This window comes from Marivirga tractuosa DSM 4126 (assembly GCF_000183425.1).
In the GTDB taxonomy this organism is placed as follows: Bacteria; Bacteroidota; Bacteroidia; order Cytophagales; family Cyclobacteriaceae; genus Marivirga; species Marivirga tractuosa.
In genome coordinates this window covers 3,131,415-3,157,164 of sequence record NC_014759.1, presented here as the reverse complement: position 1 = coordinate 3,157,164, position 25,750 = coordinate 3,131,415, and the positions used below count along the sequence as shown (strand labels likewise).

The following is a 25,750-nucleotide window of genomic DNA, read 5'->3' as shown; positions in this document are numbered from 1 at the left end:
TAGTGCGGTCGATTAAAGAATATTTTGTATTGCTTTTAAAAGGCATTGCAATGGGGAGTGCCGATGTTGTTCCTGGAGTTTCAGGAGGCACAGTAGCATTTATCACAGGGATTTATGATGAATTGCTGAACAGTATCAAAATGGTAGATGCTACAGCATTTAAACTATTATTCAAGTTTAAGCTAAAAGAATTTTGGAGCCATATCAATGGCTCCTTTTTATTCACATTAGTTTTAGGAATAGGTATTAGTGTAGTCAGTTTAGCAAAATTACTTAGTCACTTACTGGCAACATATCCTATTTTAGTTTGGTCATTTTTCTTTGGTTTAATAGTGATATCTGCAGCCTTAGTGGCTAAAGACATTGAACAAAAGGACTGGAAGGCCATAATCGCTGCAATAGTAGGCGCCTGTATTGCTTATTTCATCACTTCCATATCACCTGCACAGACCACAGAGGCTTGGTGGTTTCTTATAATTTCAGGAGCTATTGCCATTTGTGCAATGATCCTTCCTGGCATTTCTGGGGCTTTTCTTTTGCTATTATTAGGGAAATATAAGTTCATTCTTGAAGCTTTGGATAATGTAGATCTTATTTCCATTGCACTTTTTGGCCTTGGATGCATCGTAGGATTATTAAGCTTTTCAAGACTCATTGCTTGGAGTTTGAAAAACTACCAATCCATTACTGTAGCGATTCTTTCTGGCTTTATGATTGGCTCGCTTAATAAAGTTTGGCCATGGAAAATTGTAGATAGTTTCAGAATGAATAGCGATGGAGAACAAGTACCTTTTCTCGATCATAATGTATTGCCACAGCAATATTTAAATGAAACAGGTCAAGACCCACAATTAATGCAAGCTATTTTGTTGGCCAGTTTGGGTATTTTTATTGTAGTAGCGATTGAGAAGATCGCCTCTGTCCTCAATGTTAAAAAAGCAGGGAAATGAACACCTTTGGTTTAATCGGTTATCCGCTTGAACATTCCTTTTCGGGCAAATACTTTACTGATAAATTTGAAAAGGAGCAGATTCAAGATTGTGAGTATAGATTATTTCCACTTGAAGATATTAAAGCTTTTGACAGCTTAAAAGAACAAAATCTTGCTGGCTTAAATGTTACGATCCCTTACAAAGAACAAATAATTCCATATTTAGATGAATTGGATGAACATGCTAAAGCAATTGGCGCAGTGAATGTCATTCAATTTACAAATGGAAAAACCAAAGGTTATAATTCAGATTATTATGGCTTTAAAGATTCACTTATAGATTTTATCCCTGAAGGATTGGGGTCCAAAGCACTAATTTTAGGAACTGGTGGAGCATCCAAAGCCATCAAACAAGTACTGAAAGACCTATCTATTCCTTTTAAGGTCGTTTCTAGAAAAGAGGGATTTGATTTTACTTATGAAGAGTTAAACTCAAAAGCTGAAATTCTTCAAGAATACCATTTACTTATCAATACAACTCCACTGGGGACTTTTCCTAAAGTTGAAGAAAAGCCACATATCCCATATCACGCATTAACTCAAAATCATTATTTGTATGATTTAGTTTACAATCCAGCGAAAACCGCCTTTATGAAAGAAGGGGGAAGCCAGGGAGCAAAAGTTATCAATGGATTGGAAATGTTGATTGGCCAGGCCGAAAAGTCTTGGGAAATATGGAATCGAAGCTAACCGCAATAAACCCATAAAGACAGCCTAAGGCTGTTTTCTTATAACCACAATGTGACTCAAAGAATTTCACAAAGAACGCAAAGTCAAAGCTTAAATTTCTTACTCTCTAGTCCAAGCGTCTCGCTTGGATCAATAATTAGCTAAGAGTACAAATAATTTCAGTCATAACGAAAGACGCTAAGACTAGGGGAATCTGTGAAGTTAATATATCAGATAATATATTCTTCAAATTTCGCCAGAGGCGATAGTAAGTTCCACTAGCCGGAGGCAAGCGGAAGGAAAATATTTGTAGTCTATCGCCATCCTCTGGATGGTGATGATTACTCGCGCCTCAGGCGCTTGATAATAAGTCTCTTCAATAAATGCCCCTTATTTCTCAATTAATTTAAAGATCTATATTTTCAACAAACCCGCTCCAAATACCCCTTCATCTCTTCTTGAATAGCTTTAGCTTTTGCTCCAGCTACATCAGCGAAGTTCGTATCCGATGAACCATAAATAATACCTCTGGAAGAATTCACCAACAAGCCACCATTTTCATTCAAGCCATATTTCGAAAGCTCTTCCAAATCACCCCCTTGTGCGCCTACGCCAGGGACCAGTAAAAAATGATCAGGAACTGATTTGCGAATTTCCTGAAATTCTTTCGAACGAGTAGCTCCAACTACATACATCAAGTTTTCTTTCGTTCCCCATTTCTGAGAAACATCCAACACTTTTTGATAAAGTGTTTCACCAGATTTTAATTCTTCAAACTGAAAATCCTTTCCGCCTTCATTGGAAGTTAATGCTAGCAAAATCACCCATTTATCTTCAAATTCCAGAAATGGCTCAACTGAATCGCTTCCCATATAAGGTGCCACAGTGATGGAATCAAAATTCATTTGCTCAAAAAAAGCTTTCGCATACATTTTGGATGTATTGCCTATATCTCCTCTTTTAGCATCGGCTATGGTGAAAACATCTTTCGGTAGGTATTCAATAGTTTTCTGTAAGCTCTCCCAACCTTTTATGCCTAATGCCTCATAAAAAGCTATGTTGGGCTTGTAAGCCACGGCATAATCGATAGTGGCATCAATAATCTGCTTATTGAATTCAAAGATTGGGTCTTTTTCTTTCAATAACTGCTGTGGAATTTTATTGATATCCGTATCCAAACCCACACAAAGATAGCTTGATTTGGAATTGATTTGATGGGAAAGTTCTTGGTAGTTCATAGTTTAAAAAAGGATAGCAAATAAAATTGACCGATATTTAGGAGTTAAATCCCGGTCGGTGTGCCACCGACCGGGGTGAATTGTCTCAATGGTCGGTGGCACACCGACCATTATGAAGATGTCTAACAGGTTTAGAATTCATTCAAACAAATGAATTACCTAAAATCTAAGACTTCAATATCAGGGTATTCAGATGGATCAAATACAAAATCTTCTGCAGTTAACGAATTGACCACTTTAAAATTGGTTACTTCATAATTGAAGATATTCCCTGCTCTGTCGAAAATTGTCCATTTATCAAGCAAATTGGTTTTCTTATCAATTTTCAATCTGATTTTATAAAATGATTCATCTTTATCTTCGGGAACCAGATCAATTACATGATATTGAGCATTGCCTTCTCCTGCCATGTATAAATATTTATAGCCTTCTTGGTAAGCTTTATAAATTTTGCTTGGATTCATCTCCCCAGCTTCCTCATCATAATTATTAATCGTTACTTCATTAGCATCCCTAAGGTAAGTCCAAACTGTTTCATTATTGTTTACGATTAACTGTCCAGCTACATCTGCCTTGAATTTATCACCACTCACTACAATCTCACCTTTAAAAGTATCGGTGATATCTTCCATTTTATTTTCAAGTGTTTGAGTGAAAGTGGCAGTGAAACCGGGGATATTACTGTATTTTTTACTCATCTTATCCAAAATCTCTTTAGCCTTTGGATCATTTTGTGCAAATGACGAGATGCTATAAACACATAGCATCATGATTAGTGTGAATTTTCTCATTTCGTTTTCTATTCTTTTCTAATGATTGTTATCGATATTGTTCAATAATTGTTCCAAACTATATTCATCAGGAATTAATACTTCCCTAGCCTTGCTTCCTTCAAATGCGCCCACTATTCCTGCTGCCTCCAACTGGTCAATTAATCTACCAGCTCTATTATAGCCTAATTTTAATTTCCTTTGAATGAGAGAAGTACTTCCTTGTTGATGTAATACAATTAATTTGGCAGCTTCATCAAATAAAGCATCTCTTTCAGATAAATCCACTTCTCCCACTTTGCTATCGTCATCATCTCCAGCAAATTCAGGTAATTGATAGGCTTGTTCATATCCTCTTTGGTTGCCAATATATTCTACTACCTCGTCAATCTCAGGCGTATCAATGAATGGACACTGCAAACGGATCAAATCGGATCCTTGCGAAAGTAGCATATCTCCCATTCCCACTAGTTGCTCTGAACCGCTGGCATCTAAAATCGTCCTGGAATCAATCTTCGAGGTTACTCTAAATGATAATCTCGCAGGGAAATTGGCTTTAATAATACCAGTAATAACATTTACTGAAGGTCTTTGTGTAGCAATAATCAAATGAATCCCGATTGCCCGAGCTAATTGGGCTAATCGTGCAATGGGTGTTTCTACCTCTTTTCCTGCCGTCATCATCAAATCAGCTAATTCATCAATTACCAAAACAATGTATGGTAAAAATTTATGCCCTTTTTCAGGATTTAATTTTCTGCTAATAAATTTATTATTGTATTCTTTCAAATTTCTGCAGCCTGCATCTTTCAATAAATCATAACGATTGTCCATCTCTATACATAGAGAATTCAAGGTATTCACCACTTTTTTGGTATCCGTGATAATTGGCTCCTCAGTACCCGGCAAAGTAGCCAAAAAGTGCCTTTCCAATTTATTAAAAACCGTCAACTCCACTTTTTTAGGATCTACCAAAACAAACTTCAATTGCGAAGGATGCTTTTTATAAATCAATGATGCCAACATCACATTCAAACCCACTGATTTACCCTGACCCGTTGCTCCTGCCATGAGCAAGTGAGGCATTTTAGCTAAATCTGCAATAAAGACATCATTACTAATGGTTTTCCCCATAATGATCGGCAATTCCTTATCGCTTTTCAGAAATTTATCAGTCGCCAATACCGATTTCATGCTCACCATCTCACGGTTCTTATTTGGAACTTCAATACCAATCGTTCCTTTGCCTGGGATTGGTGCAATTATCCTGATTCCAAGAGCAGCCAAACTTAATGCAATATCATCTTCCAGGTTTTTGATCTTGGAGATTTTAACTCCTGCTTCTGGCACGATTTCATAAAGCGTAACCGTTGGACCAATAGTGGCCTTAATACTTTGAATTTTGATTTTGAAGTTGGTCAAAGTCTCCAAAATCTTATCTTTATTGGCTTCAAGTTCTTCTTGTGTAACCTTTACTTTCCCAGAATCATGATCAGCCAATAAGTCTAAAGTCGGATATTTATAAGAAGACAAATCTAAAGTAGGATCATAATTCTCCACCTTCTTACCCAATTTCTCATCAAAATTAGACTCCTCTACTTCCATTTCTGGTTTCTCTTCTTCTTTGGGAGGTTCTTCCTGAACCACTTTATTTTCTAAGGTATTTTCCACTTCCATGGTCAACTCTTCTTGAGGTGGAGCTTTCTTTGGTTTCTGTTCTGATACCGTCCAAGTACTAGCATCATCTAAAGACTCTTCTTCTTCAGTAAATTCATCATGTACTTCTTCGGAAGTCATACTAGTCTCCTCCTGATCAGCATGTGTTTTCTCTTCAGCAAAACTTACTTTTTCTTCCTCATCTGCTGCCTGGTTGTCATTAGCACTTTTAGAATTAAAGAATAGTAATGAGGTTACATCAAAATAGAAAACAATGAATATTAACAATGAAAGAATTAGAATCAAATAAGTACCCCAGCCAAAAAGGCTATTGAAAAGAACCGCCAATTCATAACCTATTCCTCCGCACAAAAAGGAGAAAGCTGTGATTTTCCCCGATTCGAAAACCATAAAGCCCAAAAGTAAACTAAACCAAAAAAGGAAAAACGCCATAAAAGTGAAAGCACTTTTGATGGAGAAAATTACTTTATTGAAGGTAATGCGATATCCCGCTAAAAATAAAAAGGGTGGTATTAGAAAGGCAGCCAAGCCAAACCATTTGAAAATAAAATAATAAGCAGACTGTGCGCCTAGCAGCCCAAGCCAATTATCCATTTCGGCTCCAGAAGCTTTTACTCCTGTTTCAGAAACAGACTGCAAAACGCTCATATCAGATTTTCCTGTAAATAAATAGGAGACAAAAGCCGTAAATAGAAAAATAGAGGCTGTTAACAAAAAGAAACCAAAAGCCAAGTGCAACCTTCTATCCTTCAGAAAATTCCATTGGATATTCAATTTGCTGGATTTCTTTTCCTTATCCCCTTTTTTAAAAGTATTAGATTTATAAGTATTCTTTGCCATAGATTTTGCTTACTAAGCAACAGTAAATTTGCATAAATTCAATTTAAGCGCAAAATACGAATCTTCAATTAGAATTTTTGCTATTGGGAGGGTTTTGTTTTACAACCACCCCGCCCTTCGGGCACCCCTCCTTGCCGTAAGGAGGGGAGCTGCTCCGAGCAAATTGATTTAGTTTATTTCATTCCCTGAATCCTTGATTTAGTTTATTAGGTAAAGGTTTTAATTAATTAAACTGCTAATATTTAGCACAAACCAGCTTCTCCCCTGTTTTAGGGGAGATGTCCGAAGGACAGAGGGGTTAAAATGGTTTTAGGGGAGCTGTCCGGAGGACTGAGGGGTAAAAGATTACTTTTCTTCTTCCTTAAAACAACTCATAATTTCTTCCAAAACATTCTCAGTTGCATCAAAAACTGTTTGATTTTCAAACCTAATTACTGTGATTCCCAGTTGTTTTAAATACTTTGTCCTTACCTCGTCATATTGGTAACCAGCTAAAGTAAAATGGTCGGCACCATCCAATTCAATACAAAGTTTTTCGGCAGGGCAATAAAAATCTAAAATATAGTTTCCCACACTAAATTGTCTTCTGAATTTTCTGCCTTTTAATTGTTTACATTTTAAGTAATTCCATAAAAAAGCTTCCGCTGGTGTTGCATTGTTTCTAAGGTTCTTTCTGTTTTCTTTTAATTCAGGTTTATTATAAAGTTGGTAGTTTTTCATGGGGTTAATAGGTTTTGGTTGATGCCTCTCAATTTTTCAAGGAAATGGCTCGAAACAGTTATAGAATATGGGAATTAATATAGTTAAAATCATTTATAATCTAACCTTAAATTATTAAAATGAATGAGTTAAATTCTCAATGTTTAAAGTTTATTCTAAAAAAACTTGTCTTACAACCACCCCGCCCGTTGGGCACCCCTCCTTTTTGTAAGAAGGGGAGCGGGGTACTGCTTCTAAGTAGTTTTGTATTTTATTTTTGATCGTTTTATCCTCATTTACAGAAAATAAAGTCAATGTGCATTCTGGCCATATGGGCCACAGGCCTGCTGCTCCCCTGTTTTAGGGGAGCTGTCCGAAGGACTGAGGGGTTTTATTATTTTTTTGCCAAAAAAATAGCCCAAACCACTTAAGATTTGAGCTATTTAACAATGGGTGGAAGATGGGACTCGAACCCACGACCTCCTGAACCACAATCAGGCGTTCTAACCAACTGAACTACAACCACCATATATTTACATTGATATCAAACCCTGTTGATTTGATGAAAATGATTTTGTAGATTCATGTGTTGACATTGTAAATCGTCAGTGCAAGTGAACTACAACCACCATTTGAGCTCACAAAGGTAAGAAGGAAATTCCATTTCAAAAAAGTATATTTCAAAAATATTTAAGACTTCCGCTAAAGCGAGATTTATTTTTCACGCAAAGCCGCTAAGTTTTCACAAAGACTAAAAATTTTAACTTTTTATAATATCAATCCTTTCCAACTTGATTAATTGTGAGTGTGAATTTAAACTTATTTTTAACATGGCGTAAACTTTGCGGCATTGCGTCTTGGCGTGAGATAATTTTCAGCCTTCGGCTGTCCTTTGCGTTCTTAGTGAAATCCTTGGAGTAACTCTGTGGTTAAAAGGCATAACTCCGTGGTTAAAACCCATTTCACTTTTCCAATCTGACTTACACTTTTCCAATACATTTAATATTAAAAGCACATTCACTTCCTAAGTAATCAAAAATGACTAATTTTGCATTTCATTTGGATTATAGTATGAAAAAAATCGCAGTAATTGGATTGGGCTATGTGGGATTACCTCTAGCAGCAGAATTCGGAAAATACAGAGAAGTCTTAGGTTTCGACATTAATAAAAAACGTGTTCAAGAACTTAAAGATGGTTACGATAGAACATTAGAAGTTGACAGTGATGAATTGAAAGGCGCTAAGCATCTTCAGTATACAGCTGAAATTGAAGACCTTAAGGAGGCTGACTATTATATTATAACAGTTCCTACTCCTATCAACGAATATAAGCAACCGGATTTGACTCCTTTAAAGATGGCTTCTGCCACAGTTGGTAAGACATTAAAAAAAGGAGATATTGTTATTTATGAATCTACGGTTTACCCGGGTTGTACGGAAGATGATTGTGTCCCTATTTTGGAAAAAGAAAGTGGATTAAAATTCAATCAGGACTTTTTCTGTGGTTATTCACCAGAAAGAATCAATCCGGGAGATAAAGAGCACCGATTACCGACTATTAAAAAAGTGACTTCAGGAAGCACTCCTGAAATTGCTGAAGAGGTAGATCAATTATATAAAGAAATTATTACCGCTGGCACCCATAAAGCAGCCACTATTAAAGTTGCAGAAGCAGCAAAAGTGATAGAAAACTCTCAAAGGGATTTAAACATTGCTTTCGTTAATGAATTAGCATTGATTTTCGATAAAATGGGCATAGATACTGCCGATGTATTAGAAGCAGCCGGCACAAAATGGAATTTCTTACCGTTTAAACCAGGCTTAGTGGGTGGACATTGCATAGGAGTTGATCCATATTACTTAACGCATAAAGCAGAGGCTTTAGGTTACCATCCACAAGTAATTTTAGCTGGGAGAAGAATCAATGACAACATGGGTGCTCATGTGGCCAGCTCTGTAGTAAAATTGATGGCACAAAAAGGCTCGGTCATTAAAGGCTCAAAAGCTTTAGTAATGGGTATTACTTTCAAAGAAAATTGCCCCGATATTCGGAACAGTAAAGTAATAGATGTCATAAAGGAATTACAGTCTTATGGAATTGATGTTGAAACTTACGATCCACAGGCTGATAAAGAAGAAGTGAAACATGAGTATGGGGTTGAATTAATTGACAAACCAAGTTCAGATTATAACGCCATCGTATTGGCTGTTTCGCATAAAGAATTTAAAGATTTCAACTTATCCAACCATTTAAACAGTAATGGAGTCACTTATGACATTAAAGGATTTTTTGAGAGAGGTAAAGCAGATAAAAGATTATAAATGAAAATAGCAGTAGTAGGTACAGGTTATGTAGGATTGGTATCGGGCACATGTTTTGCCGAAACAGGTAACCACGTAACTTGCGTAGATATAGATGAAGCGAAAGTAGAGAAATTACAGTCGGGAAATATAACGATTTACGAGCCAGGCCTGGAGGTTATCTTCGAACGAAACGTAAAGCAAAAAAGACTGGATTTTACTACGGATCTTAAGAGAGGAATTAAAGATGCTGAAGTGATATTTCTAGCGCTTCCAACACCTCCTGGTGGAGATGGCGCAGCGGATTTACGATTTGTACTTAAAGTAGCAGATGATTTAGGTCATATTCTGGATAATTATGCAGTGATAGTAGATAAAAGCACGGTGCCGGTGGGTACAGCCGATAAAGTGCATGCTGCTATTGCCAAAAATGCTAAAGCTGACTTTGATGTAGTCTCTAATCCTGAGTTTTTGAGAGAAGGAGTAGCGGTAGATGATTTTATGAAGCCGGACAGAGTAGTGATTGGAACGCAGTCTCCAAGAGCTACCAAGATCATGGAGAGACTTTACGCACCACTGGTTCGTCAGGGCAACCCCATTATATTCATGGATGAAAAATCAGCGGAGCTAACCAAGTATGCGGCTAACTCATTTTTAGCTACTAAAATTACCTTCATGAACGAAATCGCAAATCTTTGTGAAAAATTAGGTGCCAATGTGGACATGGTTAGAAAGGGTATAGGAACCGATACCAGGATCGGTAAGAGATTTCTCTTTGCTGGCATCGGATATGGTGGAAGTTGTTTTCCAAAAGATGTACAGGCGCTGGCAAAATCAGCTAAAGATGTGGATTACGATTTCAAGATATTGAATGCGGTTATGAATGTGAATACTACCCAGAAAACCCGCTTGATGGACAACTTGGATGTTTATTTCAAAAATGATTTGAAAGGCAAGACAATTGCCATGTGGGGATTGGCATTTAAACCGAATACCGATGACATCAGGGAGGCTCCTGCTTTATACAATATAGAAGCATTATTAAATGCCGGAGCAAAAGTTCAGGCCTACGATCCCGAAGCCATGGAAAACGTAAAAGGACTGCTGGGTGATAAAATAGAGTATGCGGAAAACCCTTATGACGCTTTAAAGGGAGCAGATGCTCTAATGATTATGACCGAATGGCCGGTATTCAGGACTCCTGACTTCAAGGAATTGAAAAAGGAACTGAAAGAGCCTTTGATTCTGGACGGAAGAAATTTGTATGAAGTGGAGCAAATGAAAGAATTAGGCTTCACTTATTTCAGCATAGGAAGATAAAGATTAATTATATGAAAGTATTAGTAACTGGATCTGCTGGCTTTATAGGTTATCATTTAGCAAATTATTTATTAGAGCGAGGAGATGAGGTAGTTGGTTTAGATTCTATTAATGATTATTATGATATAAACCTCAAGTATGGTAGACTAAAGCAGTCAGGTATATATGCCAATGATATTAAAGAGGAAGAAGAAATAAAAAGTTCTATCTACCAAAACTATACCTTTACAAAAAGTAATTTAGAAAACGATATTTATCTTTCAAATCTTTTTAATAAACATAAATTTGATGTTGTGATAAACCTTGCGGCACAAGCAGGTGTACGTTATAGTCTATCAAACCCCAAGGCATATATTAAAAGTAATATAGAGGGCTTTGTTAATATCCTAGAAGCCTGCAGGCATAATAATGTTAAAAATTTAGTTTATGCCTCATCTAGTTCAGTCTATGGATCAAACACAAAAGTGCCTTTTTCTGTGCACGACAATGTTGATCATCCTGTCTCTTTGTACGCGGCATCTAAAAAAAGTAATGAATTGATGGCACATACATATAGTCACCTGTTTGGCTTGCCAACTACAGGGTTAAGGTTTTTTACTGTTTATGGTCCATGGGGAAGACCAGATATGGCTTTATTCATATTTACTAAAGCAATAATAGAGGGGAAACCGATTGACGTTTTTAACTATGGAAATATGGTTCGTGATTTTACGTATATTAATGATATAGTTAAAGGAATAGTTAAAACTATTGATAATCCTGCAAAACCTAATGAAGATTGGAATTCGAATAGTCCTGATCCAGCTTCTTCAAAGGCTCCTTATAATATTTATAATATAGGTAATTCTTCACCAATAAAGCTATTAGACTTCATTGAAGCAATTGAAGAAAAACTTGGGATGAATGCAAAAATGAACAAGATGCCTATTCAACCAGGTGATGTTCCATTCACCTATGCAGATGTAACTGATTTGACCAAGAATTTTGATTATAAACCGAAAACTAATATTAGAGAAGGTGTTGCAAATTTTATCGAATGGTACCTAAATTTTTATAATTATGGCAATTGAACTGACTAAAAATGAAAAAGATATTCTGAAAAAATTCAGAAAAGTAAAGAATGAAGCTGGAACTCATTCTCCTAGTATTTTTGTACTTCAAGATCTATTGCCTGATATAGAGTTTAAAGTGGATGCTTGTTATTTATCAAATCCGTATGCGACAGAGTTATTCATTGAATACTTACAAAGAGAAATTATTGAAACAGGCAAATTTAGAGATTTAGTTGAATATTACCCATCTCAAAACGTCTTTATCGCTGAGAAGTTAAGTAAGAAGCTGGGTGTGAATAAGGAGAATTTATTTATAGGCAATGGTGCAGTAGAAATAATTCAGGCTTTAATGCATGAATTCTGTCAGGAAGGTAAAACTAGCTTACCAATTCCAACTTTCTCTTCATACTACGAATTTTTAAAAAATCCTGACAATATTTGTTTTTATCAACTTAGCGCAAACAAGAATTTTGAATTAGATGTTGATGATTATATAAAATTTATATTTGATAATAATGTTGATAACGTTATTTTAATCAATCCAAATAATCCAAACGGATCTTATTTAAAGAAGAAAGATCTGACAAAGTTGTTGAAAGCCCTTAAGCATGTAAAAAACATTATATTAGATGAAAGTTTCATACATTTTGCGTATGAGGATGAAATGCTTCAATTAGAAAGTGCTTCAAATTTAATTGACGAGTTTCCTAATCTATCTATAGTGAAAAGTATGTCCAAAGATTTTGGAATTGCAGGCATTCGATCGGGATATCTGATTTCTTCAAAACCCAAAGTAAGCCATTTACTCAAAAATGGCTTCTTATGGAATTCAAATGGCCTTTCTGAGTACTTTTTTGAATTATACACTCGTGATGAATTTAGGAAAGAATATGAAAAATTAAGAAAGAAATACATAACAGAGTTTCAATCATTTTATAATCAATTAAAAAAGATTAAAGGTATCAAAGCTTACCCTACAAAGGCCAATTTTGTTTTACTGGAATTGATCGAAGGCTCTACAGCGGAGAATTTTTGTAATAAATTACTTATTGAAAAAGGAGTATACTCAAGAAACTGCGAAGATAAAATTGGTTTGAATGGAGAGTTTATTAGAATAGGAGGAAGGACTAAATCAGAAAACCAATATATAATAAGTGCAATTCAGGAGATTTTGAAATGACAAAATTAGCTATATTTGATTTCTGCGAAACATTAATATCCCGGCAAACTGCTGACTTATTTGTTGATTTCATCATTGAACAGGAACAGAATAAATCCTATAATTTTGTTGAAGGACTCCGAAAGACATTACATAAACTTCATTTACTCCGAGGTAATTCAAATAAACGTTTTAAGCTCTTTCAAATCAAAGGAGTTTCGAAGCAAAAAATTGAGTTCTATGCGCAAAAGTACTTAGATGATATTTTGTTAAGAAACATAAACAATAAAATACTAAGCCTTGCAAAAGAATACAAAGTGAATAATTATAAAATTGGTATAATATCAGGTGGCTATATGCCCTACATTAAGCTTTTTGCTGAAAAGTTCAATTTTGATTTTAGAATTTCTACCGAAATATCATTTTCAGAGGGCATCTGTACTGGAAAAATTGCTGGAGATGACTGCATGGGTAAAAACAAAATCCTACTCTTAAAGAAAAAAATTGATTTAGTGGATATCGAAGAATTAGTATTTGTTACTGATCACATTTCAGATTTACCACTACTGCAGTTGTCTGATCAACCAATAGTAGTGGGAAAAGAAACTTTAACTCCTAGTTGGGTGGTAAAAAATAATTTTAAATATATAAAAGTATAAAAATGGATAATTATCAAATCCAATTGGATAAGAACCCAGTAACTGGTTTTGCAGTAATTGATAAAGATTTGGTACTGGCTCACGAAAAAGTAGTAGAATCTAGATTCTCTTCTCTAAAGAATTATCTAGAGTCTTTAAAACCTTATATTATTTTACCGTCCATACTTGTTTGCAATAAAACAAATGTTATTATTGACGGTCATCATAGATATCATGCTTTGGTAAGTTTAGGAATTAGTGAAGTACCTGTGACTTATTTAGATTATGCATCAAAGTATATTGTAGTTGACCCGGACGAAAAAATTTCAAAAGAGAGAATTGTTGAAGCAGGCTTAAGTGGATCTTTATTAGAGCCTAAGTCTTCATTTCATCATATAAAGGATCACAACAATAATTACTATCCAATTATTCTTTTATCAACGATATATTCCGTCAAAAATGAATTTGAACAATAGAATATTCAATTTGATTAGGTTATTTACTTTAAAAATAGCTAAAAGAAGATCGTATAAATATTATAAATTATATAAGAAGAATCAATACCAAGATTTAGAATGGGTTAAAAAGGATCAGTTAACAAAGCTTAAAGAAATAATAAGATTCGCTTATGACAATAATAATTTTTACAAAAAATTATGGGATGAAAATAAGGTAGATATAAATATTAAATCTCTAGATGATATAGAGAACTTCCCTATTGTAACTAAGGAGGATTTAAAAAGGCAAGAAGAAAGTTTATTAGTTAGTGAGCCTTTCAAAAAGAAAAAAAATGTAATAGATTATACAACAGGATCAACTGGTAATCCATTTAAAGTTATTAAAAATAGGAACTGCGCTGCTGAGAGATTTGGATTGTCAAAATATTTAGGCTCTTGGTATTACAATATGCCGGGAACTGCATGGGTGAGACTATGGAGAGCAAACTTAAAACCAACTTTCTTTGATAAAATAAAGTTTTTCTTTTCCGGTCAGTATGTAATATCTATTTATGATCCCACAAAACCAAATGAATCGGCTTTAGATAGCCAAAGACTGAATGAAATATTAAGTGAAATTGAATCGAAAAGACCCCCTGTCATTGAAGGGTTTGTTAGTGCATTAACCCTGTTTGCTAACCATATGCTAACAAATAATATAAACCTTTCCTATCAATTAAAGTCCATTGTTACAGGAGCAGAGCAACTTGAAGATAATGACAGAGAACAAATAGAAAAAGCATTTAATTGTCATGTATACAATAGATACGGAGGGACAGAAACCTCTGCTATTGCACATGAGTGCCATGTTCAGAGTGACTCAAATCATTATTTACATATTTTAGATGGTCACTGTTTAGTAGAATCTGAAAAAGGAACAGAAGAATTAATAATTACAGATTTTTATAGTAGAGCCTTGCCGTTAATTAGGTATAAAAATGGGGATAAGGGGGTTATTAAGTGTGATTTTGAGTGTTCTTGCGGAATCAGCGGGGGGATAATCACAAACTTATTAGGCAGGACAAATGACGCAATAAAACTACCCAATGGGAAAATGATTTCTTCTCATCTGTGGCATAATTATATGAAAAAGTGTCCAAATTTGATTCAATATCAAATTATCCAGTACCAACTTGATAAGGTAGTTATAAAATATATAATTAGCAGTACAAAAAATAACGAAGAAGACTCCCTTTTATTAGTGAAAAATCTAGTGGAAAATGCTCTAACTAACGTTAATGTAGATTGGGAAAAAGTAGACAGAATTCCACCTTCATCAGGAGGTAAAATAACCCAAGTGGTATCCTACGTAAAATGAAATCAATATTTTACAACATTCTTTCACTAATTAACATAGCCCTCGGCTTTGTTTTTATACTATTTATATCTAAGTACTTCGGATTATCAAATGAAAGTGACAAATATTTCATTTCCCATACTATTTTAAATTTCTTAGTGATTGCGGTTCAAACAACATGGGACGCTTTTATACCCTATTATGTAAAAAATCTTACAAAAAACTCGTCCAAGTCCACTGCTATTTATAGAAGATTATTGAAGCTGAATATTGGATTGTCAATTCCAATAGTTGCAATTTACTATATGACTGTTTTGAACGGCTTTCATTTTGGTCTTCAAGAACATGTGATACAGTTTCTAAATTTTTATATCCTCTATTTCCCAATTAGAGCTATAATCATCTTCAATAACTTTACGCTCAATTTAAATAAATATTATTCTACACAGTTTATAGTTGAAATTTTTATTAATGCTATTAATATATTAGTAATGGTAATGTTCAAGCAGATTGAATTTCTAGCTTATTCAGTTCTATTTAGTGGAGTTGTTATAATAATCATTCAGTTCTCTTTACTAAGGAAAAACCATTCTAAATACAAATACGCACTTTCTGATGTATATTTAAAAGGGATAGTGAAAAAATCATTTATTCTGAAATCTGGATCAATTTTATATAATCTGAAGGATATAATTATTGTTCAGTTTTTCGAAAGCAGACCTGGTTTATATTCGATCTATGCGTTTTCATTAAAGTTTGCTACAGCTTTAAATTTAATTGCTAATGCACCAATAATGAACATATTTATAACAAAAGTAAATAATTTAGTTTCTGAAAAATCTGAAAGAAAGAAATATTTCTCTTTATATAAAAGTGTTTTATCACAAACTTTAACTTTATATATTATCGGTTTTTTAGCGACTTACTTTCTTTTGCCATACTTACTAAAATTAGACATGATTGATGTAGATATAAACAACATAGCGGTAGTGAAGAGGTACTTCTTACTATTGTCACTTTTCTATCTAGTTGTTATTATGTTTTTCCCCATTCAACATTTTTTAATTGCATTTCGAGATTTTAGAGCAGTTCTTATTTCACATGTTTCATTCATTTTAATTTTCATGGTACTATATTTTTTTGCTAAATCCCCCGAATCAATTTTGTTTAATATGATTTTTGCACAAATTGTACTTTGTATTATTAATTTATTTTTTGCGAATAAAAAATTACAAAACCTGTAAGTATAAATGAAACTATTTCTTAATGGTTATCTTTTAGTTCTTCTCTATTTTAACACTTTAAGAATAGCAGGAATCCCTTTAAAGCTAGATTTCCTGATGTCCATTTTAGTGGTAACACTTTTGTTTCTGTCTACAAAAAACGTCAAAAAAGAAGAAATAATTTTTCTTCTCCTTTGGTTACCTTTTCTATTATATCAATTGTTGGTAATCGTTTTCAATATGCTATTTGGCTTTAAGGATATTTTCTTTTTATTTATTCCTGTCTATATTTTATTTTCTTTTTATACACTTAATCATCTTTTTAAAAGCTATAGGAGGCTATTAATAAAACACCTTAAAATTTTTTTATTTATAAATTTCATAGCTGTAATGTTTCAATATTTCGATGTTTTAAGTACAAATCAGATATTCGAAAATCTGTATAAATCGCTCAGTATTTCTGTTTCTGGAGCTGATTCGCTCCACTACAAATATTTAATGATGCGACCCATTGGGATAATTGGAAACCCAATAAAGCTTGCTTTTATAATTTTTATTGTTGGGGAAAGTATTTTTAGAGTTGAAAAGAAATTTTATGTGAAAGTCATTACTTATCTAATAATTTTAGTTTCCGGAGCAAGAATGGTACTTATTGCAAGTTTATTGTACGAAGTAACTAAATTTTTTCACTCTAGGTACATTACAAAGTCCCAATTAATTTTTATTTCAGTTAGCCCTTTTATTTTAGTTATTGCAAGTTTAGTAGCTTATGAATATATAGAGTTTTTTCAATATACTATTGATAAAATTATAAACGGTGAAATTGGCAGCACGCACAGCTTTTCACACCGATTTATGAAGTATACCGATTTGTTCAATTTAGATTTTCCAAAGCTATTGTTTGGAGGATACTCTATATATTATTTTAAACAGTATGTTGATTCAGAAATTGTAATGAGAATTTATCAATTTGGAATTATTGGATTAACTTTGTGGTACTTGCCATTTGTTTGGCTAATTATTAAAAATAAATTTACCTTAAATGCCTTAGCAGTTATAGTATTTCTATTTTTAAATACAATAACGTCATTCGTATTCACTAATTTGCTTTATATTCCATTCGTACTATTATTTATTATAACCACGCAATACAAGAACAATGAGAATAGCTTATATAGTTTCTAGTTTGAAGAAAGGAGGCCCGACAAACCAGCTATTTAATATTTTAAATAATTGTTCAAGCTATGAAAAGGTGTTGTTTACATTGTCTCATGAACCTGAATATTCTGATTTAAAAAAATTTCAAAGTATTAAAGATTTAGAGATAATACAGTTAAGGTTGTCAAGGGTTTTATTTCCTTTTTTGGTATTACCTAAACTTATCCCTTTGATTAAGTCAAAGAATATAGATTGCATTCATTCTCAAGGCATACGAGGTGACTTGTTGAATTTGCTAATTCCTTCACTTATTTCAAAGAAAAACATTAAATCGATCGCTACATTACGGACTAATCCAAATATTGACTATTCATTTAAGTACGGTAGACTAGTGGGAAATATGTCAAGTATAATTCATAATTTTGCCTTAAGAAGATTAGATTATACGGTTTGTTGTTCTAAGAATTTATTTGATCAATTTGATCGAAATGATTATAAAAATATCACCTATATTCAAAACGGGGTTGATACTTCAAATAATTATCCATCCAATAAAGATGAGTTAAGGAAAGAGCTTAATTTAAAAGAAAACCACACTTATTTAATAAGTGTTGGACATCTTGAATATCAAAAAAATCCTGAGCTTATTTTGGATTCTTTCATAAGTTTTAGTTGTGAAAAAGAAAAAATCTCTTTAATTTTTGTTGGTACAGGAAGTGAGCTTAACAAACTCAAAGGTAAAGCAAGAAAGCATAATGAAAACATTCATTTCACAGGAAGAATTGATAATGTTTCCGAATATTTAAAAGCCTCTGACATGTTTATTTCTGCATCGAGATTGGAAGGGCTTCCAAATACTGTATTGGAAGCGGGTGCTTGTGGTCTCAGACTTATATTAAGTAACATTCCCCCTCACCTTGAAATTGCACAGGAACTTCCTGAAAATGAAAGGTTTATTTTTGAGGAAGGGGACATGAAGTCTTTATGTAAGCAATTAAATGAGGCCTTTAAATATTCCGTAAACAAAGTTCTTATCTCTGAATCAATTTCAAATAGATTTTCCGCAGTAGAAAATTCAAGACAGTACAGTGAACTTTATAAAAGTTAATTTATGATTGTATGGCTGAAAGCAACAGAGTATTAGTTTTAATTTGTTTATATAAGAATGATAAGGAGAAGTATTTTTCTAAAGCTTTAGAAAGTATTTTAAATCAGACGTATCCTAACTTTACCATTTTTCTAAATATAGATGGTGCAATAGATAAGTCAATAGAAGATTATCTAAGAAAATATATTGGGGATAAAAGGATAATCATTAATAGTAACCTAATTAATAGAGGGTTACCTCATAGGTTAAATGAAGGAATTAATTACGCAATCGAAAATAATTATGACCTTGTAGCGCGGATGGATTCCGATGATATTAGCTTTTTGAATAGATTCCAGTTACAAGTTGATTTTTTAAAGTCAAATAATCATGTTGATATAATTGGAGGGCAAGCAAAAACGATTTCTGATGAAGGTAACATAATAGGTGATTTATCTTTACCCTTAAAACACGATAAACTTAAAAGGCAATTTATTTTTAGAAGTCCATTAATTCATCCAGCTGTGATGGCACGTACTGATTTCTTCAAAAAGGCGGGATACTATTCAGAACATTTTAGACAAGGACAGGATTATGAATTATGGTTTAGAGCTCTGAAAAATAATTGTATTTTTAATAATTTGCCAAATAAAATAATTTATCATAGAATCGATGAAAGCTTTTTTAGTGGCAGGAGATCGAGTAAGACAAGAGCAAAAAATTTGTTTCTTCTTCGAAGAAAGGCAATTAGGGAGTTGGATTTATCAGCCTTTAACTACTTAATCGCATTTTTGATTTATGTTTACGCCTTTCTTCCATCTTTCCTGAAACGGATTGCTTATAATAAATTTCGCTAAGTGAACTTTAAAATTCTTACTAAAGATCTTTTTTTTCAGGTTTATTACTTAAGCTTGACTCTACTCCCATTTTACAATCTTCGGACTAATTACATGGTGGTCTTGTTGATTGTATTATCAATTATGAGTATAATATTTAAAAAGAGAAGTATTACAAGAAAAAAATTGAGAAAGGATTTTTTCTCATCTTTTTCGCTGTTCTACGTAGTCGTAGTATTAAGTTTAATAGTCAACTCCACTATTGTATGGGATGCTCAGCTAGAAACTAAGGCGGCTTTGTTTTTTATGTGGTTTACTTTTATTCCATTGAATAATTCTAACAAAGAGTTTATTCTTTATAAAATCAATCAAATTTTCTCACACGTTATTTTTCTTGTTTGCCTTTTATTTCTTTCTAGTTCATTGTATTTCTACTTTTTGGAAAGCGGAAATGACTATTGGCTTCATAGAGATCTAATCACAATTTTTATAGGGAGGATTCATCCTGGATATTTATCCTTGTACATAGTACATGTGATTTTTTTTCAATTAATTGTTAGAAAAAACTATACTTATATCATATTAATGGTTCCCCTATTAATGTTGAAATCCAAAACAGTAATCTTATCAATTGTAGTCTTATTAATACTATTGGTAGTCATACGTGGTCCAAAAATGACCAAAGCAAATATACTTGTTATAGCTCTTTTTCTGATTTTGGTTTCATCGTTTATTTTCTTCAACGAACGTTTTTTAAGTTTTGACTATATTTCAGGTAAAATATACCAGTGGCACACTGCGTTGGTAATTTTTCTTGACAACCCAATTCTTGGAGTTGGAATACATGAAATTAGTAGCGAGATAATTCTTTCGTATGAGAAAATAGGTTATGGAGCAGGCATACAGTTCGGGTATAATTCACATAACCTTTTTCTTCACATCCTATCAGTGACGGGTATTCTCGGTTTTATAACTTTCTTGATTCCATTTATTAGAAGCTATAAGTCCAATAGAAGTAAGTTTTCCAAGAAATCGCCTATGCATATGTTCATATTTTCTATAGTATTGAACTTTTTTATATTTTCTTTTTTTGAAAATCTTTTATCAGCACAAAAAGGAGTTTTGTATTTTTCATTAATGATTAATATATGTTTATCTTTAGATTTAAAAAGAATAGATAATGCCTCAAACCCTAGCTAGTTTAATTACTTCATTTATTCTAACCTTTTTGGTTACACCATTAGTGATTGGCTTTTTTAAAAAGCGTAATATCATGGATAAGCCTGGTGGAAGAAAAATTCATACCGGTGACACGCCTAGTATGGGTGGGATAGCCATTTTTATTGGTGTAATGATAGCCTTATTAATTTTTATGCCACTTGTTGGTTTACAACGTTTTAAATTTTTCTATGGCGCTATGGGTATAATGTTTATGGTGGGTTTAAGGGATGATTTAGTGCCCGTTCGACCTATTGTAAAGTTAGGAGCACAGTTCTTAGCCTCCTTTATGGTTATCTTCTTAATGGATATCACCTTAAAATCTTTTTACGGATTATTATCTATTGAAGAGGTGCCCTATATCATCAGTATAGTTTTAACACTCTTCACTTTAATCGTAATTACCAATTCCTATAATCTGATAGATGGGTTGGATGGGCTTGCCAGTAGTATAGGAATTATAGCTTTTTTCTTTTTCGGTATATATTTCTTTTTAGTGGGTCAAACCTACTATTCTATGGTCTGCTTTGGTTTTATTGGAGCATTGATAGCTTTTTTAAATTTCAACTGGGAACCTTCCCGGATTTTTATGGGTGATACTGGAGCCTTATTGATAGGTTTTGCATTAGCAGTAATTACCGTTAAATTCATCGATTATAATCATTATTTACCCGAAGAGACTCCTTTCAAATTGACATCTTCTGTTGCAGTGGGAATTTCAGTTATAATTATACCATTGTTTGATACGCTCCGAGTTTTTATCTCCAGGGCTATGAAAAAGAAATCTCCTTTTTCACCAGATAAAACCCATTTGCATCATATTCTTATGCGTCTAGGCTTCAGTCATTCAGGGACTACTCTAATTATGATAGCCACCAATATTGCCATTATCTGCACGGCTTTGGCTTTAGATTTTTTGGGTGATAATATTTTAGTTCCTCTAATTATAGGCTTATGTATTTTATTAAGCTTAATGCTAGATGAAATTCTGAAAGCTAATATCAGAAGAAAGAAAAAAGAGGTGGTTAAGAATTTTAGAAGGGATTAGCTTCGCAGTAGTGAGTAGTGAGTAGTGAGATAGTTTTAAGTATTAAGTTGTAGGTTTTAAGTTCAGTTCTCCTGAAGCTTCATACTTAAAAACAAAAGTAGTTGGGCATAAAAAACTAGATTCCTTTTCTTCTGACTAAATCACTTTAAACCATTCTAGTAACACACCTGAAGTCCCCTCAAGGGGACAGTCGCACAGATTTAAATCAGTAGAAAAATACAATTATTTTCACCATGCTCTAATATTGCAATTACCTAGTTATCTCTTATGAAGTTCAGTTCTCATCCAGAGGCTTAACAGCTATTGGCTGGTAACAGGTAAAGTTCTACCTTATTTCGATCAACCCTAGTTTTCAATGTATTTCCATCAGAGTTTTCTGAACTTCAACACCTCAAAACCTAAATACATCATCACCTGACAACCCTCCTAATCGCCTTCCTATAATCCGATGGGCTTTTACCTGTGATTTCTTTGAATTGTCTGTTGAAATGGGAAATATTATTGAATCCACAGGCATAGCAAATATCTGTGATGTTCAGATTACCTTCTGATAATAACTTTGAAGCATGCACTACTCTATGTTCATTCACGAAATGTGTAAAGGTTTTATTCGATATCTTCTTGAAATAGCGGCAAAAAGCAGGTACAGTCATGGCAGCTTCTGCTGAAATTTCCTCTAATGAGATATTTCTTTTAAAATTATCTCGGACATAATCATAAATTAAATTTACTCGCTGCTGATCCACTGCTTTTGCTTCAATGGAAACGGCTTCTGAATTCAATAAATAATAATCCTTTACTTCTGAAAGCTCCTTTAAAATAGAAATCAAACCAATAAGCCTGTCAAAAGGCGGCTTGTCCACGAGTTTTTCTATTTCATCACCTATCTTCTTTTTGGTTTCCCCAGTAAAGACTATTCCAAGCTTTGCATTCTCTATTAATTGTTTGATGGGCTGTATCTCCGGTAAATTTAAAAATACTGGTCCAGGAAAATCTTCTTTCATTTGAATGATGGTTTCTGATTCATTTCCTGTTAATCGATCTGTAAAGCCGTAATGAGGCAAATTAGATCCAATCAACATTAAATCGCCATCTTGATAATAGGAAATATGATTGCCTATATGTCTTTTTCCATTCCCTCCTCGCACGAAAACCAATTCAATTTCGGGATGAAAATGCCAAAATGGCTCTTTATTGGGTCTTGATTGCTCAAATTTTTTGATGAGAACTGAGCTTCCGAAGCTGGGTTCTATTTGCTCGAGTGTAGGCTTATAAAATTGCATAATAGCTTTAAAACGATTGAGACTTAATTTTGTTATTGCATATTACCTCTTCTTAACATTTAAATAACATCGGCATGTTAAAATAGTATTACAATTGGAAAATCTTCACATAGTTAGTGGCAAATATCCGCCCTACATTTGTAATGTACTTAAAAGAAAAAGCTTATGAACAATTTAAAAATTCAAAAATCGGTTGTAACCGCAGTATTGGTTTTACTACCATTATTGAGCTTTGCAGATGGTTTCCCATTTGTGAAATTGACAAGCAAGGAAAACAAAATGATCACATTAAGGGTAGGATCAGCCGAGTCTGATTTGACCAATATTAGGATAAAAAATCAATTTGGTCAAGTGTTATACACTGAAACAGTTGAAAACGTAAATGGTATTTTGAAAAATTTCGACTTGAGACATTTAGAATCTGGTCGTTATAGTATCGAACTGGAAAATGCTTTAAATATTGAAGTATTACCCATTACTATCACTTGGGACTCTGTTACAGTAGCAGAAAATCAATTTAATACCATTCACAAGCCATTTGTGAAACTAAAGCAAAATGGAATTGTGGATTTCAATTATCTGAACATTAATAGCAATAAAACTTCTGTTTTAATCACTAATTCTAAAGGAAATGTGATTTATAAGGAAGATTTAGGAAGTCAATCAGGTATTGAAAAGAGATTTGATATTTCTTCTTTGGATAAAGGCGAATATCAGATAATGGTTCAATCTGGCGATAGGAACTTTAAACATAGTATCGCTTTATAAAATAGTATTCAATTAGTCGTTTCCATAGTAGGGCCTGTCACTGGAGAGTGATGGGCTTTTTTTGTAACCACGGAATTTTAAATAGTAGCCAAAGGCTACTTTAAATTTAACCACTAAGTTGCACAGAGGCTTTCACAACTTGTCCCGTATTCATCGGGAAAGGAGAACAAATAAAAATAATCAAGATTATTTGTAACTACTTACCTACCAAATAAACAGTAATTATGTTTCCATCTGTATAAGTCCTATCCCCTGTTTGTAGAAAGAAAACCAAGAAAAAGTTGAATACAATTCGTTTCCTAAAATCGCTTTACCTAAACTTATTTAGCACTCACTCCCTCGTTTGGGTGTTTTCACCCAAACTTTAGCATTCAATCTCCCAGAAACTTGAAGGTGAAAACACATTTAAGGGGGAGTAGTTGTAGGAGAAGTAGTGAAAGATTAAATTATAGGGGTAGCTGAGTAATTTTCCTTCTCCAACAAGAGAAGGATAAAGGATGTGGACTTAATAAAAAGAGAGTTACTTCGAGCAAATAGATCCTATATATATCTGAAATTGCGTATTTTATCTATTTTTTAAGGTTAAGTTTCTTTTCTTAGGCAATCTGCTAATTTTTAGCACGCTCTGCTGCTCCCCTATTTTAGGGGAGATGTCCGAAGGACAGAGGGGCTTATTTTCTTACGTTGCAAGGTCTTTTCGCCCCTGTCTGCCGCCAGACAGGTTAGCGCCTTTGCGAGAGTCACCTCAAGCCTTTGGCTTGTTTATTTTTAATATTTGCCTCTTAAATATTAATTTGAAATAGAATTAAACCTTTTCTTTTACCTTCCCTTCATTTACTTTGATTCGCTTTACGCCACCATAAATGTAAACCGTAGCAATTGCCATCATTACATGACTTAAAGACAAATAATTAAACCATCGGTGGATACTGAATTCTGTAGCGAAAACCAAAGCTGAAAGTGCAGCAAACCCAATTCCTGCCATAATGTATTTAGTCGCTTCATTTTTAGTCTTATAAAATAAAAGCGTTTCAATTGTGAAAACCACAAACATTAAACCGTAGCCAGAGTGGAGCTGAACGTAAAAAAAGTCTAAAGTATAGAAGACCAATCCAAGGAAAATCAAAAACTCTACTATGTTGATTATCCCTAAAGCTTTAACATACTTTTTATTTAATACGATGCGAGTATGCTCTATAGCTCCTCTCTCAATGAGCATAATGGCAAACATGCTAATAATCCAACCCACCAATTTCCAGGCTTTACTAAACTCATAGTAAAATGCATGGCCTATTATGCCTCCAAAAGTGGTAGCCAACCCCATAACCAAAAAATAATACTTGAAATAAGTGAAAACTTTCCCTTGCTGTGGAGATTTCACCATTTTATAAAAATATAGGAAACAAAGAAAGCTAACAAGAAGATCGGTAAGGGTAACAATAGGTTCATCTATTCTGATACCCCATAATTCAATTTGCACAATATTTTCCATGTACTATGTATCGAAAAAGTCATAAAATGGTTACTTTCAAATACCGAAAGAGAAATAAGTACACCCATGGCTGTTTTCTTTTTGACCACAGAACCTGTCCCGTACTGAAAGTCGGGAGATTCACTAAGTTAAACTCAGAGCTTCACTAAGAGAATTATTCTATTTCAGACACTATATTGGCACTCTTAGAAATTTTTAAAAAAAATTGCGATAATCGAACTGATTAATGTTCGACATTTGCAATGTCTTACATAAGCACAGTTTATTATTTTTAATAACTAAGCATAAGCGATTCTCAAAGAATTTCACAAAGTCACACAAAGTGAAAGTCTAGTATTTTTGTGAATCTTTGTGAAAGCCTCTGTGCAACTTGGTGGTTAAATAAAGAGTAGCCTTTGGCTACCTTTTGTTTTCTTTTTTCTCATTTATGGTTAGTAAATTTTCAGCTTTTTTGAAATCTATTTGCACAGATGCAAAGTGCTCTGGCTC

The 25,750-nt window shown here is 33.5% G+C and carries 22 protein-coding genes and 1 tRNA gene; 16 read left to right on the top strand and 7 right to left on the bottom strand.

The annotated features are described in order from the left end of the window. Nucleotides 1–2: 2 nt before the first annotated feature. Nucleotides 3–950: a DUF368 domain-containing protein gene (locus FTRAC_RS13365; RefSeq protein WP_013454794.1), complete on the top strand. Its 948-nt coding sequence runs from the start codon at nt 3–5 to the stop codon at nt 948–950. After that, a complete protein-coding gene (locus FTRAC_RS13360; RefSeq protein WP_013454793.1) occupies nt 947–1,681 on the top strand; it encodes a shikimate dehydrogenase family protein in 735 nt (244 codons plus the stop codon). Before FTRAC_RS13365 ends, FTRAC_RS13360 begins: the two co-directional genes overlap by 4 nt. Nucleotides 1,682–2,082: 401 nt before the next feature. Here the strand turns inward: FTRAC_RS13360 and pyrF are convergent, their stop codons facing one another. The 5 genes from pyrF to FTRAC_RS13335 form a co-directional block, all read right to left on the bottom strand. Then, nucleotides 2,083–2,898, bottom strand: coding sequence for an orotidine-5'-phosphate decarboxylase (pyrF, locus tag FTRAC_RS13355; protein WP_013454792.1), 816 nt, complete (start codon nt 2,896–2,898; stop codon nt 2,083–2,085). 155 nt (nt 2,899–3,053) lie between these two features. Beyond that, nucleotides 3,054–3,689: a LolA family protein gene (locus FTRAC_RS13350; protein WP_041649840.1), complete on the bottom strand. Its 636-nt coding sequence runs from the start codon at nt 3,687–3,689 to the stop codon at nt 3,054–3,056. An 18-nt stretch (nt 3,690–3,707) separates the two neighbouring features. Further along, nucleotides 3,708–6,185, bottom strand: a complete 2,478-nt coding sequence (locus tag FTRAC_RS13345; RefSeq protein ID WP_013454790.1) for an FtsK/SpoIIIE family DNA translocase — start codon at nt 6,183–6,185, stop codon at nt 3,708–3,710. A 345-nt stretch (nt 6,186–6,530) separates the two neighbouring features. Further along, nucleotides 6,531–6,905 carry an endonuclease domain-containing protein gene (locus FTRAC_RS13340; protein WP_013454789.1) on the bottom strand — a complete coding sequence of 125 codons (375 nt, stop codon included), beginning with the start codon at nt 6,903–6,905 and terminating at the stop codon, nt 6,531–6,533. Nucleotides 6,906–7,335: 430 nt separating this feature from the next. Next, nucleotides 7,336–7,411, bottom strand: a tRNA-His gene (locus tag FTRAC_RS13335). A 511-nt stretch (nt 7,412–7,922) separates the two neighbouring features. Between FTRAC_RS13335 and tviB the strand changes: the two genes are divergently transcribed. From tviB to FTRAC_RS13270, 13 genes are all read left to right on the top strand, one after another. Beyond that, a complete protein-coding gene (gene tviB, locus FTRAC_RS13330) occupies nt 7,923–9,206 on the top strand; it encodes a Vi polysaccharide biosynthesis UDP-N-acetylglucosamine C-6 dehydrogenase TviB (RefSeq protein ID WP_013454788.1) in 1,284 nt (427 codons plus the stop codon). Beyond that, nucleotides 9,207–10,505: a UDP-glucose dehydrogenase family protein gene (locus tag FTRAC_RS13325; protein WP_013454787.1), complete on the top strand. Its 1,299-nt coding sequence runs from the start codon at nt 9,207–9,209 to the stop codon at nt 10,503–10,505. 11 nt (nt 10,506–10,516) lie between these two features. Further along, on the top strand, nt 10,517–11,575 hold the full coding sequence (locus FTRAC_RS13320) for an NAD-dependent epimerase (RefSeq protein WP_013454786.1): 1,059 nt from the start codon (nt 10,517–10,519) through the stop codon (nt 11,573–11,575). Continuing rightward, the gene (locus tag FTRAC_RS13315) at nt 11,565–12,737 is read left to right on the top strand and encodes an aminotransferase class I/II-fold pyridoxal phosphate-dependent enzyme (protein ID WP_013454785.1); all 1,173 of its coding nucleotides are present in this window, start codon (nt 11,565–11,567) and stop codon (nt 12,735–12,737) included. Before FTRAC_RS13320 ends, FTRAC_RS13315 begins: the two co-directional genes overlap by 11 nt. Beyond that, the gene (locus tag FTRAC_RS13310) at nt 12,734–13,375 is read left to right on the top strand and encodes an HAD family hydrolase (RefSeq protein WP_013454784.1); all 642 of its coding nucleotides are present in this window, start codon (nt 12,734–12,736) and stop codon (nt 13,373–13,375) included. Before FTRAC_RS13315 ends, FTRAC_RS13310 begins: the two co-directional genes overlap by 4 nt. A 2-nt stretch (nt 13,376–13,377) precedes the next feature. Then, entirely contained in the window at nt 13,378–13,830 is a 453-nt protein-coding gene (locus FTRAC_RS13305; RefSeq protein WP_013454783.1) for a ParB N-terminal domain-containing protein, read from the top strand. 10 nt (nt 13,831–13,840) lie between these two features. Beyond that, nucleotides 13,841–15,169, top strand: coding sequence for a phenylacetate--CoA ligase family protein (locus tag FTRAC_RS13300; protein WP_185094409.1), 1,329 nt, complete (start codon nt 13,841–13,843; stop codon nt 15,167–15,169). Between the two features lie 614 nt (nt 15,170–15,783). Continuing rightward, nucleotides 15,784–16,392, top strand: coding sequence for a hypothetical protein (locus FTRAC_RS19700; protein ID WP_148230088.1), 609 nt, complete (start codon nt 15,784–15,786; stop codon nt 16,390–16,392). 369 nt (nt 16,393–16,761) lie between these two features. After that, nucleotides 16,762–17,556 (top strand): hypothetical protein, encoded by a 795-nt coding sequence (locus tag FTRAC_RS13290; RefSeq protein ID WP_185094408.1) that lies wholly within the window; start codon nt 16,762–16,764, stop codon nt 17,554–17,556. Further along, on the top strand, nt 17,531–18,637 hold the full coding sequence (locus FTRAC_RS13285) for a glycosyltransferase (protein WP_013454779.1): 1,107 nt from the start codon (nt 17,531–17,533) through the stop codon (nt 18,635–18,637). The genes FTRAC_RS13290 and FTRAC_RS13285 overlap by 26 nt, the downstream gene beginning before the upstream one ends. Nucleotides 18,638–18,648: 11 nt before the next feature. Continuing rightward, the gene (locus tag FTRAC_RS13280) at nt 18,649–19,473 is read left to right on the top strand and encodes a glycosyltransferase (RefSeq protein ID WP_013454778.1); all 825 of its coding nucleotides are present in this window, start codon (nt 18,649–18,651) and stop codon (nt 19,471–19,473) included. Between the two features lie 93 nt (nt 19,474–19,566). Then, a complete protein-coding gene (locus FTRAC_RS20210) occupies nt 19,567–20,652 on the top strand; it encodes an O-antigen ligase family protein (RefSeq protein ID WP_013454777.1) in 1,086 nt (361 codons plus the stop codon). Then, a complete protein-coding gene (locus tag FTRAC_RS13270) occupies nt 20,633–21,718 on the top strand; it encodes a glycosyltransferase family 4 protein (protein WP_013454776.1) in 1,086 nt (361 codons plus the stop codon). Before FTRAC_RS20210 ends, FTRAC_RS13270 begins: the two co-directional genes overlap by 20 nt. 410 nt (nt 21,719–22,128) lie before the next feature. Here the strand turns inward: FTRAC_RS13270 and FTRAC_RS13265 are convergent, their stop codons facing one another. Further along, a complete protein-coding gene (locus tag FTRAC_RS13265; RefSeq protein WP_013454775.1) occupies nt 22,129–23,001 on the bottom strand; it encodes an AraC family transcriptional regulator in 873 nt (290 codons plus the stop codon). Nucleotides 23,002–23,166: 165 nt separating this feature from the next. Between FTRAC_RS13265 and FTRAC_RS13260 the strand changes: the two genes are divergently transcribed. After that, nucleotides 23,167–23,769, top strand: coding sequence for a DUF3244 domain-containing protein (locus tag FTRAC_RS13260; RefSeq protein WP_013454774.1), 603 nt, complete (start codon nt 23,167–23,169; stop codon nt 23,767–23,769). A gap of 805 nt (nt 23,770–24,574) precedes the next feature. On the opposite strand, the gene FTRAC_RS13255 is transcribed toward FTRAC_RS13260, so the two are convergent. Beyond that, nucleotides 24,575–25,261 (bottom strand): DUF6962 family protein, encoded by a 687-nt coding sequence (locus FTRAC_RS13255; protein WP_013454773.1) that lies wholly within the window; start codon nt 25,259–25,261, stop codon nt 24,575–24,577. Nucleotides 25,262–25,750 lie beyond the last annotated feature (489 nt).